At 64.4% G+C, this 14,395-nt stretch carries 14 protein-coding genes; 7 read left to right on the top strand and 7 right to left on the bottom strand.

Translation table 11 applies throughout. The features are described 5' to 3' along the window. Positions 1-2 precede the first annotated feature (2 nt). From VKM35_RS03195 to VKM35_RS03185, 3 genes are all read left to right on the top strand, one after another. Positions 3-1,769, top strand: a complete 1,767-nt coding sequence (locus tag VKM35_RS03195; protein ID WP_324318282.1) for an adenylate/guanylate cyclase domain-containing protein — start codon at positions 3-5, stop codon at positions 1,767-1,769. 360 nt (positions 1,770-2,129) lie between these two features. Further along, complete coding sequence (locus VKM35_RS03190; protein ID WP_324318280.1) at positions 2,130-2,567, top strand: DUF2383 domain-containing protein; 438 nt, start codon at positions 2,130-2,132, stop codon at positions 2,565-2,567. 103 nt (positions 2,568-2,670) lie between these two features. Further along, positions 2,671-3,510 carry a DUF72 domain-containing protein gene (locus VKM35_RS03185; protein ID WP_324318278.1) on the top strand — a complete coding sequence of 280 codons (840 nt, stop codon included), beginning with the start codon at positions 2,671-2,673 and terminating at the stop codon, positions 3,508-3,510. Between the two features lie 33 nt (positions 3,511-3,543). Here the strand turns inward: VKM35_RS03185 and VKM35_RS03180 are convergent, their stop codons facing one another. Both VKM35_RS03180 and hutU read right to left on the bottom strand, forming a co-directional pair. After that, the gene (locus tag VKM35_RS03180) at positions 3,544-4,233 is read right to left on the bottom strand and encodes a GNAT family N-acetyltransferase (protein WP_324318276.1); all 690 of its coding nucleotides are present in this window, start codon (positions 4,231-4,233) and stop codon (positions 3,544-3,546) included. Positions 4,234-4,252: 19 nt separating this feature from the next. Next, entirely contained in the window at positions 4,253-5,923 is a 1,671-nt protein-coding gene (gene hutU, locus VKM35_RS03175; RefSeq protein ID WP_324318274.1) for a urocanate hydratase, read from the bottom strand. Positions 5,924-6,235: 312 nt separating this feature from the next. Here hutU and VKM35_RS03170 point away from each other — a divergent pair, with 312 nt between their 5' ends. Further along, the gene (locus VKM35_RS03170) at positions 6,236-7,702 is read left to right on the top strand and encodes an AlkA N-terminal domain-containing protein (protein ID WP_324318272.1); all 1,467 of its coding nucleotides are present in this window, start codon (positions 6,236-6,238) and stop codon (positions 7,700-7,702) included. Continuing rightward, entirely contained in the window at positions 7,702-8,196 is a 495-nt protein-coding gene (locus VKM35_RS03165; protein ID WP_324318270.1) for a methylated-DNA--[protein]-cysteine S-methyltransferase, read from the top strand. The genes VKM35_RS03170 and VKM35_RS03165 overlap by 1 nt, the downstream gene beginning before the upstream one ends. Positions 8,197-8,250: 54 nt before the next feature. On the opposite strand, the gene VKM35_RS03160 is transcribed toward VKM35_RS03165, so the two are convergent. Beyond that, positions 8,251-9,471, bottom strand: a complete 1,221-nt coding sequence (locus VKM35_RS03160) for a formimidoylglutamate deiminase (RefSeq protein ID WP_324318268.1) — start codon at positions 9,469-9,471, stop codon at positions 8,251-8,253. Positions 9,472-9,501: 30 nt separating this feature from the next. On the opposite strand from VKM35_RS03160, the gene VKM35_RS03155 reads away from it, so the two are divergent. After that, positions 9,502-10,662, top strand: a complete 1,161-nt coding sequence (locus VKM35_RS03155) for a CaiB/BaiF CoA-transferase family protein (protein ID WP_324318266.1) — start codon at positions 9,502-9,504, stop codon at positions 10,660-10,662. Next, positions 10,659-11,879: an imidazolonepropionase gene (hutI, locus tag VKM35_RS03150; RefSeq protein WP_324318263.1), complete on the top strand. Its 1,221-nt coding sequence runs from the start codon at positions 10,659-10,661 to the stop codon at positions 11,877-11,879. Before VKM35_RS03155 ends, hutI begins: the two co-directional genes overlap by 4 nt. An 85-nt stretch (positions 11,880-11,964) precedes the next feature. On the opposite strand, the gene VKM35_RS03145 is transcribed toward hutI, so the two are convergent. The 4 genes from VKM35_RS03145 to gltX all read right to left on the bottom strand — a co-directional run. Further along, the gene (locus VKM35_RS03145; protein ID WP_324318261.1) at positions 11,965-12,135 is read right to left on the bottom strand and encodes a 30S ribosomal protein THX; all 171 of its coding nucleotides are present in this window, start codon (positions 12,133-12,135) and stop codon (positions 11,965-11,967) included. A gap of 66 nt (positions 12,136-12,201) precedes the next feature. Further along, positions 12,202-12,636, bottom strand: coding sequence for a MerC domain-containing protein (locus VKM35_RS03140; protein ID WP_324318259.1), 435 nt, complete (start codon positions 12,634-12,636; stop codon positions 12,202-12,204). Between the two features lie 290 nt (positions 12,637-12,926). Continuing rightward, complete coding sequence (locus VKM35_RS03135) at positions 12,927-13,418, bottom strand: transcriptional repressor (protein WP_324318257.1); 492 nt, start codon at positions 13,416-13,418, stop codon at positions 12,927-12,929. A 31-nt stretch (positions 13,419-13,449) separates the two neighbouring features. Then, positions 13,450-14,395: glutamate--tRNA ligase (gene gltX / locus VKM35_RS03130; protein WP_324318255.1), on the bottom strand; the 946-nt coding region annotated here is incomplete at its 5' end.

Below are 14,395 nucleotides of genomic sequence, written 5' to 3'. Positions count from 1 at the left end.
CCATGAACGGCCCCGAGGACTGGCTGGCGCGCGTCCGCCAACTCGAGGCCCGCGGCGAACTGCTGCTCGCCTACGACACCGCGTTGCAGGCGCTGGATGCGCATCCCGGACATCTGCGCCTCGGCCATCGCGCCGTCCTCAATCTTGCCAAGGCCGGCGCCACCACGCAGGCGGAAGCGGAGTTCCTGCGGCTAGGCTTGGATGCCTCGAAGGATGTCGACATCGCCGCGCTGGGTGCGCGCATCGCCAAGGATCACGCGCTCGCCAGCACGGGCGCGGAGCGCATCGCGTTGCTGACGCTGGCGGCGGATCGCTACGAAGCGATCTATCGCGGCGGCGGCGGTTACTACCCGGGCATCAATGTCGCCACGCTGCGCCTGCTCGCCGGCGAAACGCGCACCGCCGAACGTATCGCGCGGGAAGTGTTGCCCCTGTGCCGAGTGCCCGGCGAGAGCGTCGAAGAAAACTACTATCGCGCGGCATCGGAAGCCGAAGCCGCGCTGGTGCTCGCCGATGTCGAATCGGCATCGCGAGCGCTGGCGAACGCCGCCGTACAGGGCGAGGACCTCGCCGCACGCGCGGCCACGCGCCGACAGCTTCGATTGGTTTGCGAACAGCGCGGTATCGACGACATCGTGCTGGCGGCGCTGGCACCGCCGGCCGTGATTCATTACACCGGCCACATGATCGCCAGCCCCGGCGCGAACGGTCGCTTTCCTGCCGACCAGGAAGGTGCCATTGCCGCCGCGATCAAGAACGATCTCGATGCGCTGCGTGTCGGTTTCGGCTACGGCGGGCTCGCCTCCGGTGCCGACATCCTGTTCGCCGAAGCCCTGCTCGCGCGTGATGCCGAACTGCACATCGTGCTGCCATTCGCGCGCGACGAATTCACCGCCACTTCCGTCGCGCCCGCCGGCGGCGATTGGCTGCTGCGCTTCGAACGCTGCCTGCAGCAGGCGCATTCGATCACCTTCGCAACCGACGATCGCCATCTCGGCCACGACTGGATTTTTTCCTATGGTTCGTTCGTGGCGATGGGCCTGGCGATATTGCGCGCGCGTTTCCTCGACGCCAGCGTTCAGCAAATCGCAGTCTGGGACGGCGTCGATACCGGCGGCGTGGCCGGCACGAGTTTCGATATCCGCACCTGGCGTGACGCCGGCCGAGAAACGACGATCATCGCCAGCCAGGGCAATGCGGCGGCGACGAATGCGCGATCCACTTTGCCGACGGCATCGGAACGTCAGCTCAAGGCGATGCTGTTCGGCGACGTGAAAGGCTTCAGCAAACTGCAGGAAGCGCAGATCCCCGCGTTCGTGGAAAACGTTCTTGGCGCGATCGGCACGGTGCTCGCACGTTACGGCGCGCAACTGAGTTATCGCAACACTTGGGGTGATGGCTTGTTCCTCGTGCTTGGCGATGTCGCCGCAGCGGCGCGCTGTGCTCTCGACCTGCAAGCAGCGATGAAGGCGATCGACCTGCGCGCCTGCGGTCTTCCGGAAACACTGGCCCTGCGTCTCGGCGGTCACTTCGGCCCGGTATTCGAAGCGATCGACCCGGTGCTAGGCCTGACCAACTATTTCGGCGCGCATGTCAGCCGCACCGCACGCATCGAGCCGGTGACGCCACCGGGCGAGGTCTACGTCACCGAACAATTCGCCGCCCGCCTCGCCCTCGCTCCGGACGGCTTCGCCTGCGATTACGTCGGGCAGGTGCCGGCCGCGAAAAATTTCGGCACGCTGCGGATGTATCACTTGCGGGTGGTGTGAGAGCCATCGCGACGCATCGTGTATCCATGGCACGCAGGTCACCGCAGGCTCGCGTTCACTGAAATCGGTTGGTTTCCCCGGCAGCGCCAACAACGTTTCAGCATCCGTTTCAAACGCTGGTTTGCCTGAAGCCCGCCCCTCAAACCAGCTGATTTACCGCCCGGAATCCGCCTGGACCGCTGAAACCCCGGCAATAACGATAATTTCATGCCCCGTTTGCTATCTTGCTTCGCAGTGGCGAAGTAGCGCCACTTATCGCACGTATCCGCGCTCTCCCACCGCCGTTCCGGCGTCAGCGAACCCCGCTCAGGGTTTGCCGCGGTCGTTCGTCCGTGTTCCGAAATCCGTCAAGGAGGATTCATGAGCGAAACCACACTGCTTATCCAGGACATCGTCGAGGTCAGCCACGAGGGTGCGGAATTCTACGAAGAGGCCGCAAAAGCGGTCACTGACAAAACACTCAGCGGCGTTTTCTCGAAACTGGCCAAGGCCAAGCAGGACCTGATCGAGAACCTGTCCACCGGGGTCAAGGCCAAGAAATCCAAAACGCACGTGATGGCCGACATCGGGCAGTTTTCCAGCGCCTATGCCGATGCCCGCGGCAAGTTCAAGTCGGTGAGCCCGGCCTGCATCACCGCCCTTGAGAAAAGCGAAAGCTCGTTGCAGCACTCGCTCAACCAAGTGGTGTTCGACCGCAGCAACGACTTCATCGTCCGCGTCTACGCCAAGCAATACATCGGTGCCACCGAAGTGCTGAAAAGTCAGCTGCGCAACAGCGTACGCAAGATGGCCGGCTGAGCTTCGTTTCCATCGGTCGACAAAAAGCCCCGCATCGCGGGGCTTTTTGTTGGCGGTGGCAGCGCGCTAGGATCAGGGCATCGACAATGGCGAGGACGCGGCGATGACCGGAAAAATCCCGGGCGATGATCTTTTCGCTACGGCATCTGCGCGCCATCCCTCGATCCGCACCGGCATCGGCGGCTGGGTGTTCGCACCCTGGCGGAATAATTTCTATCCGGCCGGGTTGGTGCAAAAACGCGAACTCGAATACGCGAGTCGCCAACTCGCGACCATCGAAATCAACGGCACTTATTACGGCGCGCAGAAACCGGCGACCTACGCGAAGTGGCGCAACGAGACGCCGGAAGGTTTCGTATTCTCGCTGAAGGCACCGCGCATCATCGTGGAAATGCGCAAGCTCGCCGGCACACGCAAGCTGGTCGAAGGATTTGTATCCGGCGGTCTCGCCGAATTCGGCGACCGCCTGGGACCGCTGCTCTGGCAACTCGGGCCGCATCGTCCTTTCGACGCCGACGATATCGCCGCATTCCTTGACTTGCTGCCGCAACAGCTCGACGGACAGCCGCTGCGCCATGTGCTGGAAGTGCGCCACGACAGTTTCCGCAGCGATGCCTACATCGAGCTGATGCGCGGCCGCGGCCGCGCTTCGGTCTTCACCGATTCACCCGACTATCCATCGTTCGCCGACGTCACCGGCGATTTCGTCTACGCGCGGCTGATGCGCAGCCGATCCGACATCTCGACCGGCTATGCGCCCGCCGACCTCGATGCCTGGGCGGCACGAACACGGCTATGGGCGGAAGGTGGAATTCCGGAGGATCTTCCGACGGTGCAGGAAACGACAGCGACAAAAACAGCACGCGACGTCTTCGTCTATTTCATCAGCAGCGCCAAAGAACGCAATCCCGCGGCGGCGATGGCTTTGTCGACGCGACTGTAACCGCAGCGACCGGCCAGTGATCGGAAACTGGCGCTATTCGCTGACTGCCAAGCGCTTCACCGCCAACAAAGGAATATCGGCGCGGAACGTGTAGCCCATGCGTTCGTATAGAGATTTCGCGCGGGTGTTTTCATGACTCACGTGCAGGAACGGAACGCGCCCGCTGTCGAGGATGTCGTTGCCAAGCATCGCCACCAGGCGTTGCGCATAGCCGCGGCCGGTGTGATCGGGGTGCGTGCAGACGGCGCTGATTTCCTGATGGCCATCGAAGCGCATGCGCTCGCCGGCCATAGCCACGAGCGTATCGCCATCGTAGATCCCGAAATAGCGGCCCATTGCGATCGTGCGCGGCCGGAAATAATACGGATACACCAGGGCCGTCAACGCGAGCATGTCCGCGACCTGCGCCGACGACATCTCGACGATCTCCGGGCCATCGACAACGCTGACCGGCGAATGACAGATCATCTGCGCGATCAGCAGCGAAGGCTTGGCACTCCAGGCATCGGATAGCGGCGGCGCCAGGCCGACGAAACAGACCGACTCACCGGCAGCCACCAGACTCGCAGCCCGTTCTCCTGCCTGCACATCGTCCGAGCCCACCGCGACGAAGGGCGCCGCATCCGACGGATAGCGCGCAGCGTTACCCGACTTGCGCGCCAAAGCCGCGTGCGCGCTGTTGAGCGATGCCCAGACCGGATTGTCGAGAGGATGCGCGCTCATCGTCAGCGTTGCCGAAGGCTTATCCGATCATCGGCAGCTTCAGGCCCTGCTCTTTCGCGCAGGCCTTGGCGATGTCGTAACCGGCATCGGCATGGCGCATCACGCCGGTGCCGGGATCGTTCCAGAGCACGCGCGCGAGGCGCTTGTCGGCGGCATCGCTGCCATCGGCAACGATAACCACGCCGCTGTGCTGGCTGTAGCCCATGCCGACGCCACCGCCATGGTGCAATGACACCCAGGTCGCGCCGCCGGCGACGTTGAGCATCGCGTTGAGCAGCGGCCAGTCGGAAACCGCATCGCTGCCGTCCAGCATTGCTTCGGTTTCGCGATTCGGCGATGCGACCGATCCGGAATCGAGATGATCACGACCGATCACGATCGGCGCGCTGACTTCGCCGGTGCGCACCATTTCGTTGAACGCGAGCGCGAGGCGGTGGCGATCGCCGAGGCCAACCCAGCAGATGCGCGCGGGCAGGCCCTGGAAACTGATGCGTTCCTTGGCCATGTCCAGCCAGCGATGCAGATGCTTGTTGTCGGGCAGCAGCTCTTTCACTTTTTCATCGGTCTTGTAGATGTCTTCCGGATCGCCGGACAGCGCGACCCAACGGAACGGGCCGACGCCGCGGCAGAACAGCGGACGCACGTACGCGGGCACGAAGCCGGGGAAATCGAAAGCATTTTCGCAGCCGACGTCCTTCGCCATCTGCCGGATGTTGTTGCCGTAGTCGAAAGTCGGGATGCCCTGCTTCTCGAACTGCAACATCGCCTCGACGTGCACGCGCATCGATTGTTTGGCGGCGTCGCGCACTTCTTCCGGCGCGGTCTTCTGCTTGTCCCACCATTGTTCCAACGTCCAGCCGATCGGCAGGTAGCCGTGCACGGGATCGTGCGCCGAGGTCTGGTCGGTGACGGCATCGGGACGCACGCCGCGGCGCACGAGTTCGGGCAGGATTTCCGCGGCATTGCCAAGCAGCGCGATCGAACGTGCCTTGCCTTCAACGCGATATTTATCCAGGCGCGCGAGTGCATCATCGAGATCGCTGGCCTGTTCGTCGACATAGCGCGTCTTGATGCGCATGTCGATGCGGCTCTGCTGGCATTCGATGTTCAGCGACGACGCGCCGGCGAGCGATGCCGCAAGCGGCTGCGCGCCGCCCATGCCGCCGAGACCGGCGGTGAGGATCCATTTGCCGGTGAGATCGCCGTTGTAGTGCTGGCGGCCCATCTCGACGAAGGTTTCGTACGTGCCCTGCACGATGCCCTGCGAACCGATGTAGATCCAGCTGCCGGCGGTCATCTGGCCGTACATCATCAAACCTTTCTTATCGAGTTCGTTGAAGTGTTCCCAGGTCGCCCAGTGCGGCACGAGGTTGGAGTTGGCGATCAACACGCGCGGCGCATCCGGGTGCGAGGGGAACACGCCGACCGGCTTGCACGATTGCACGAGCAGGGTTTCGTCGTCCTCGAGCGTGCGCAGGGTTTCCAGGATCCTGTCGTAGCTCGCCCAATCGCGCGCGGCGCGGCCGATGCCGCCGTAGACAACCAGTTCCTGCGGATTCTCAGCGACTTCGTCGTCGAGGTTGTTCTGCAGCATCCGGTACGCGGCCTCGGTGAGCCAGCTCTTGCAATTGAGCGTGCTGCCGCGCGGCGAGCGGATCTTGCGGGTCGGGTCTTTGCGGTTGGCGGACATGCGTAGGCTCCGTAGGCGAGGCGGCAATTATAGCCGCGCCTCTCTCCCGTCCCTGCAGGAGCCAGCTCGCTGGCGACATCCCCGCATCGCAGGAGCCAGCTTGCTGACGACAAGCATGTCTCGACTGCACCCCCCGAACTCCCCTGCTTGCGAGGACAGAGTCTGCATTTCATCGGGATGTCGCCAGCAAGCTGGCTCCTACGGGCGGGGTGTTTTTTGTCGGGATGTCGCCAGCGAGCTGGCTCCCACGGGCGGGGCATTGATGTCCGAAAACGGCGAGTCTGCCGCTGGTGATGGCGTTAGGATGCGGCCATGTCGATCCACACCATGCCCTCGCCCACTATCTGCGACCGCGCCCGCGCCGCGAAGGACGCGCGTTTCGACGGGCTGTTCTTCACGGCGGTGCGCAGCACGGGAATCTATTGCCGGCCGGTTTGCCCGGCACCGACGCCGAAGCGACAGAACATCTCGTATTACCCGAGCGCGGCGGCCGCGGCGGCGGCGGGCTATCGGCCCTGCCTGCGTTGCCGGCCGGAGCTGTCGCCCGGTACGCATGCGCGCGACAACGAAGACGCCGTGCAACGCGCGCTGGCATTGATCGCCGAAGGCGCGTTGCAGGACGGATCGATCGAGACGCTGGCCACGCAGGTCGGCATCGGCAGCCGGCAATTGCGCCGTGTGTTCCTGAGCCAGGCCGGTGCCACGCCGATCGCCGTGCACACGACGCGACGCTTGTTGCTGGCGAAACAATTGCTGACTGAAACCGCGTTGCCGGTAACGCAGGTCGCGCTGGCCGCAGGCTTCAACAGCCTGCGCCGATTCAATGCGGCGTTTCTCGATGGCTGCGGCATGGCGCCAACGGCGATCCGACGCCAGCGCATCGAAACGCCGGCCGGCGTATTGAGCCTGCGCCTTGGCTATCGACCGCCGCTGGATTTCCCGGCGATGCTCGCGTTTCTCGGCAAACGCGCCATTCCCGGCATCGAGCGCATCGATGCCGACAGCTACGAGCGCGTGATCGGCACGGCCGATGCGTCGATCTGGATCCGCGTCACCGCCGATGCAAAAAAGCCGGAGCTGCGCCTGGAAATTTCCGGCGGCGATCCGCGCGCGATTCCGGATATCGTCCGGCGCGTGCGGCGAATTTTCGATCTCGATGCCGATCTCGCGCAGGTCCACGCGGCGTTCGCCGGTGATGCGCTGCTGGCGAAAGCGGCGCGGAAACGTCCGGGCCTGCGGGTTCCCGGCGGCTGGGACGGCTTCGAAGTCGCGGTGCGCGCAGTGCTCGGCCAGCAGGTCAGCGTTGCCGGCGCAACGACGCTGGCGCGGCGGCTGGTCGATACCTACGGCGAACATCGCGCGAGCGCCCGCGCCGGACTGGATCGCGTGTTTCCGACGCCGGCACAATTGCTCGATGCGCCGCTGGAAAAAATCGGCCTGCCGAAATCACGCGCGGCGACGCTGCGTTCGCTGTCCGCGACCGTGCTCGAGCAACGGATTCATTTCGGTGCAGGGCAACGCCTGCAGGATTTCATCGATGCGTTCGTCGCACTCCCTGGCATCGGCCCGTGGACCGCGCACTACGCGGCGATGCGTGCGCTCAGCCATCCCGATGCGTTTCCAGCCGGCGATCTGGTGCTGCAGCAGGTGCTGGGTGACGGGCAACGCCTGAGCGAGCGAGCGACCGAGGCGCGCTCGCAGGCCTGGCGGCCGTGGCGTGCGTATGCCGTGCTGCACCTGTGGCATCTGTCGGGCGACTTGGCGAAGGAGAAGCGCTGATGTGGTACGACGAGTTCGCGACGCCGATCGGCAAACTCACCATTGCGTCAGAAACTGAAGGCCTGCGCCATATCCTGTTCGAGACGAACAGGCATGACATCGGCGAACGCACCGGCTGGAAGCGCGATGCGTCCGCTTTGCGCGAGGCGCGCGAACAATTGCTGGAATATTTCGCCGGCGGGCGCCGGCGGTTCGATCTCGCCCTCGCCCCGGTCGGCACGCCGTTCCAGTGCAAGGTCTGGCGGACGCTCGCGGAAATAGAATTCGGCAGCACCTGGAGTTACGGCGACGTCGCGCGCCGCGTCGGCGACGCCAAAGCCGTGCGCGCCGTCGGTGCCGCGAACGGCCGCAACCCGCTGCCCATCATCCTGCCCTGTCACCGCGTGATCGGCAGCGATGGCAGTCTTACTGGATTTGGTGGTGGCTTGCCGATCAAGCAATTTTTGCTTGAGCATGAGGGCGTGCGTCGGGGACAGTTGGCGCTGGGAATTTAGGAACTCGCCGCCGTTATCTCCGCCTTCGCGGGGATGTTCGGAATCACGACCCGCTCAACTATCGGTGAGCAAGGCCTGCAAGCGCCCGCGATAACGCCGCGCAATCGCTTCCGCCTGCGCATGCCGGCCGTTCTCGACCACCACGCGCCCAGCGACACTCACGCTGCGTAGCAAGGGACGATTTCCCGCAAACACGAATCGATCGTGCAAAGTCTCGGGCGTGACGCCCGCCAGTGCCGGCGCATCGGCATCGAGCACGAGGTGATCGCGCGCCGCACCTTCCTGCTGGCAGGACTGCAGTCCGCCGGCGATCGCGAGTTCGAACAGGTTCTGGCCGGCGCTGGGCTGCGCGGCGGAGCTGCCGACATTGCGCTGCCGGGTGATCAGGCGCTGGCCGTATTCGAGCCAGCGCAGTTCCTCAACCGGTGATACCGAGACATTGGAATCGGAACCGATGCCGATGCGGCCGCCGAGCGCGAGGAATTCGCGCAGCGGGAACAGGCCGTCGCCGAGATTGGCCTCGGTGGTCGGGCATAAGGCCACGACGGCTTTCGATGCCGCGATTCCACGCATTTCCGAATCGCTCAGATGCGTGGCGTGCACCAGCGTCCAGCGTGCATCCACCGGTGCATTCGCCAGCAGCCATTCGACCGGGCGCGCACCGCGCACCGCGATGCAGTCGTCGACTTCCGCAGTCTGTTCGGCGATATGGATATGGATCGGCATGACGGCATCGCCGATCGCCGACAGCACTTCCGCGAGCGCGTCGGCAGGCACGGCGCGCAGGCTGTGCAAGGCGATGCCGACACGCAGACTTTCGTGTTGTTCGGCGCGCAGCGTCGACAGCAATGAAAGATAGGCATCGACGGAATGGCCGAAACGGCGCTGGCGTTCGGATAGCGCGCGACCATCGAAGCCGCCACTCATGTACAGCACCGGCAACAAGGTCAGGCGGATGCCGGTGTCGCGTGCGGCGGCGATGATCGCGCGCGACATCGCCGCGGGATCGGCGTAAGGCCGGCCATCGGGCTGGTGATGCAGGTAATGAAATTCGCAGACGCTGGTGTAGCCGGCTTCGAGCATCTCGACGTACAACTGCGCGGCGATGTCGTACTGCGCTTCCGGATCGATGCGGCCGGCGAAGCGATACATCAGTTCGCGCCAGGTCCAGAAGCTGTCGGCGGGATTGAGCTGGCGTTCGGCGAGGCCAGCCATCGCGCGCTGGAACGCATGCGAATGGATATTGGGGATGCCAGGGAGGACGAGATCGCGCATTTGCCGATTCTAGCCGCTTACAATGCGGCCATGTCTTCTCTCTCCGGCATCGTCGTCCTGGAACTTTCCCGCGTGCTGGCGGGACCGTGGTGCGGCATGCAACTGGCCGATCTCGGCGCCGACGTGATCAAGCTTGAGCCGTTCGAAGGCGACGATACCCGCGGTCTTGGCCCGCCGTTCAAGGATGGCCTCTCGGCGTATTTCGCCTGCTGCAATCGCAACAAGCGTTCGCTCGCCATCGACCTGCGCGCGCCCGGCGCGCGGCCGTTGCTGGAAGCGCTGGTGCGCGAGGCGGATGTGCTGATCGAAAACTATCGGACTGGTACGGCGGAGACACTTGGCGTCGGTTACGAGGAACTCGCGGCGATCAATCCGCGCCTGATCTATTGCTCGATCTCCGGATACGGCCGCACTGGCCCGGATGCGACGCGGCCAGGTTACGACTACGTGGTGCAGGCCGAAGCCGGATTGATGTCGATCACCGGTGCGATCGATGGCGAACCGCACAAGGTCGGCGTCGCGGTCGCCGATCTCGCCACTGGCCAGAACGCGACGACGGCGATCCTCGCCGCGCTGTTCCATCGCCACACCAGCGGTCGCGGCCAGCGCATCGATGTCTCGCTGTTCGACACGCAATTGAGCTGGCTGGCGAACGTCGGCAGCAACGTGCTGTTCACCGGCGAAGACGCGCCGCGTTGCGGCAACGAACATCCAAGCATCGTGCCCTACCAGGCCTTCCATGCCCGCGACGGCGAATTCGTGCTCGCGGTGGCCAGCGAAAAATTGTGGGTGCAGACCTGCATGGCACTCGATCACGAAGACTGGCTGCGCGATGCGCGCTACGGCAACAATGCCGCGCGTGTGACGCATCGCGAAGCCCTGTGCCTGGAGATGGACAGCCTGTTCCTGACGCAGGATGTCGCGCACTGGCTGGCCTTGTTCGATGCCGCTGGCGTGCCGGTGGCGCCGATCAATTCGGTCAAGCAGGCATTGGCGCATCCGGTCGCGCAGGCGCGTGGGCTGCGCATCGAACTCGCCGGCGTGCCGATGATCGGCAGCCCGCTGAATCTTTCCGCGACGCCGGTGCATTACCAGCGCCCGCCGCCGCATCTGGGCGAGCACAGCGACGAGATCGCACGCCACTATGGTCTCGACCCCGCAGTGCTGCGCGCGAATGGAGCGATCCGATGAGCCGTTGGGACCGACTGATTCTCGATGCGCGTCTAGCCACCCTGCGTTCCGACCTGGGCGCGTACGGCGCGATCGAGGCCGGCGCAATCGCCTTCAAGGACGGCGTGATCGTCTACGCCGGTGCGCAGGCGGATCTACCGGATGCGCCGGAAATGCTCGCCGATCACATTGATTCCGCGCATGGCCATTGGCTCACGCCGGGACTCGTCGATTGCCACACGCATCTGGTGTTCGCCGGCAATCGCGCCCAGGAATTCGAGCGACGCCTGCAGGGCGCGAGCTACGAACAGATCGCCCGCGAAGGCGGCGGCATTCTTTCGACGGTAAGAGCGACGCGTGCGCGCTATCCCGACGAATTGTTCGGCGATTCGCTGCCGCGCGCCGCCGCGTTGCGTGCCGACGGCGTGACCACGGTCGAGATCAAGTCCGGTTACGGACTGGATCTGGAAAGCGAACGCCGCATGTTGACGGTCGCGCGCCGGATCGGCCGCGAACTCGGCATCACCGTGCGTACGACCTACCTCGGCGCACATGCATTGCCACCGGAATTCGCCGGTAATGCCGACGGCTACGTCGATGCGGCCTGCGGCTGGCTGCGCGAACTGCACGGCGAAGGTCTGGTCGACGCCGTCGATGCGTTCTGCGAAGGCATCGGTTTCAGCGTGGCGCAGACACGGCGCATGTTCAAAACCGCGCGCGAACTCGGCCTGCCGGTGAAACTGCATGCCGACCAGCTCAGCGATCTCGGCGGTGCCGCGCTTTGCGCGGAGTTCGACGGGCTGTCCGCCGATCATCTCGAATACAGCAGCGAGGACGCGGTCCGCGCGATGGCGAAGCATGGCACCGTTGCCGTGCTGCTGCCTGGCGCATTTCATGTATTGCGGGAAACGAAACTGCCGCCAATCGCGGAGCTGCGCGCGCATGGCGTGGCGATGGCGGTCGCGACCGATCTCAATCCGGGCACGTCGCCGCTGCAGTCGTTGCGTCTGGCGATGTCGATGGCCTGCACGCATTTCCGCCTGACGCCGGAAGAAGCGCTGCGCGGCGCGACCATGCATGCGGCAAAAGCCCTGGGCCTGGAAGATCGCGGCATGCTCGTCGTCGGCCAACGCGCGGATGTCGCCGAATGGGATATCGGCCATCCTTCGGAACTCGCCTACTGGCTGGGCGGCAATCCGCTGCAGCGCCTGTGGATCGGTGGAAAAACGCTGGTGTGATTCGCGGCACTTCGCGGTTATCGGCACCAGAACGAAGAAGCCCCGCAATGCGGGGCTTCGTTCTTTCGCGATGATCGCGAAGGTCTTACTTGGCAGCGGCTTTCTTGGCCGGTGCTTTCTTGGCTGCCGGAGCGGCCTTGGGTGCAGCGACGGCAGCCTTGGTCACGACCTGCTTGGTTGTGGTGTTGGTGCGCGCATTGCCATAGCTGGAAATGTTGCGCTTGCCCTTGGCGGTCTTGCGGTCGCCCTTACCCATGGTGATTTCCTTTAGTGGTCATTCCGAGGCGCGTAGCCTAACACCCGCGGCCACGGGCCACCAAACTCAATGGCTGTGGGCGCAGCCGGCGTCGTGGACATGGCCGTGCGTGAGGCGCAGGTTGATCAGGTGCGCGACCGCGATCAGGGTGCCGCCGAAGGTCATCGTCACCGCGTGCGCAATCACGTTTTCATGCAGCGACGGCATCAACACACCGGCCCAGACCGCAACCAGACCCGGCACCAGAAAAGCCAGCGCGCGATACACGCGATGGCGGCGATAGCCCTGCCACAGGCTGGCCAGAGCCAGCACCGAAGCGAACGCGACGTAGCCGTACTCGAAACCCGAGGAGGCCAGGATGCCCAGGCCCAGGGCCGGCAGCACCGCGAGGACGAAGGGAAGCAAAGCGCAATGGATCGCGCAGATCAGCGCACCGGCCGTGCCCAGGGAGTCGACCCAGGCGGAAAAAAACCAGCGTTTGCGCGGCGTTGGCTGGGTCATGACTTATGGCAGAGGCAATGCATTTGAAACAATATAACATTCTCGTTCGTACCGGACAAGGCAGAAGACCGGGCCCGGACAGATTCATCAAAGCCGCTCCGGTCTCCGGAAGCGGAATCAGGCACTGATCGGGTCAACGATCTTCGCCACCGGCGCGTCCCCGGACCGGTGGCATTTTTCTTCGATGCGATGTGCGTTGGTTCGATTCGCAGGAGCGGCGTGAGCCGCGATTTCTCTGCTCCGCGACGCGACCTGAAGAAATCGCGGCTCACGCCGCTCCTACGACCGAGCTAGGCCGTCTTGCAGTTCGCGCACAGGCCGTGCACTTCCAGCGTCTGCGCGCGCGGCATGAAACCGAGCTTGCGGGCCTGCGTATCGAGCAGGTTGGTGATGCGCTCGTCTTCGAGCTCGATCGCGTTCTGGCAGTTGTCGCAGATCAGGAACGGCACCGAATGCGCGACCTGCGGATGGTGGCAACTGACGAAAGCGTTGATCGAAGCGAGGCGATGGATGAAGCCCTGCTCGAGCAGGAAATCCAGAGCGCGGTAAACGGTCGGTGGCGCGACGCTGCCGGCCGATGCCGACTTCATCAAATCCAGCAGATCGTAGGCCTTGATCGGCTTGCCCGCCGCAGCCACCAGGCCCAGCACCTGCGCACGCAACGGCGTCAGGCGCAGGCCGCGGGTTTCGCAGGCCTGCTCGACGGCGCTGACGAAACCGCGGGCATCGTGCACGTGATGGCCGGGATCGGTGCAGGCATGCGAGTGATCGTGCTTGCTCATGGCATTAGGGTGGGCGCGCGCCCGGCATCTTTCAAGCGCTGGCTTTGGCGATCAGCGCCAGCGCGGCATCGATGCGCGCCAACGCCTCGGTTTGGCCGGCCAGGAACACCGTGTGTTCGATCGACGGCGACACCTGCGTGCCGGTGATCGCCACGCGCAGCGGCTGCGCGATCTTGCCCAGGCCGACGTTCAGCGCCGCGCCGGTCGCCGCCAGGGCTTCGTGCACGGATTCGGGCGACCACTGCCCCAGCGCCGCAAGCTGCGCGCGCACTGCAGTCAACGGCGCTTCGGCAGCGGCGACGAGGTGTTTCGCCACCGCGGCTTCGTCGTAATTTTCCAGTGGCAGATACCAGATCGCCGCACGTGCGGCCATGTCCTTGAGCGTCTGCACGCGATCGCGCAGGGCGACCACGACATCGGCCGGCTTCGGGCCTTTACCCAGATCGTAACCGGCCTGCTGCAGATGCCAGAGCAGATGCTCGGCGACCGCTTCCGGCGCGTCCGTCTTCAGGTAATGCTGGTTGAGCCAGCCGAGTTTGTCGGGATCCAGGCGCGAGGCTTTCGAGTTGACGTCTTCGATCTGGAACAGGGAAATCATCTCGGCCTTGCTGAAGATTTCCTGGTCGCCATGCGACCAGCCCAGGCGCACCAGGTAGTTCATCAGCGCGTGCGGCAGATAGCCGTCGTCGCGGTATTGCATCACGTTGGCAGCGCCGTGGCGCTTGGACAGCTTGTTGCCCTCGGGGTCGAGGATCATCGGCATGTGCGAAAAATGCGGCACCGGCACGCCCAGCGCTTCATAGATATTGATCTGGCGCGGCGTGTTGTTGACGTGGTCGTCGCCGCGGATCACGTCGCTGATCGCCATGTCGATGTCGTCGACGACCACGGCGAAGTTGTAGGTCGGGTAGCCGTCGGAACGGAAGATCACCAGGTCGTCGAGTTCGGTATTGCTCCACTCGATGCGACCCTTGATC

The sequence above is a fragment of the Arenimonas sp. genome (assembly GCF_035312645.1).
Classification (GTDB): Bacteria; Pseudomonadota; Gammaproteobacteria; order Xanthomonadales; family Xanthomonadaceae; genus Arenimonas.
Note: the sequence above shows the minus strand (reverse complement) of the source record. Positions and strands in the feature narration are given on the sequence as shown.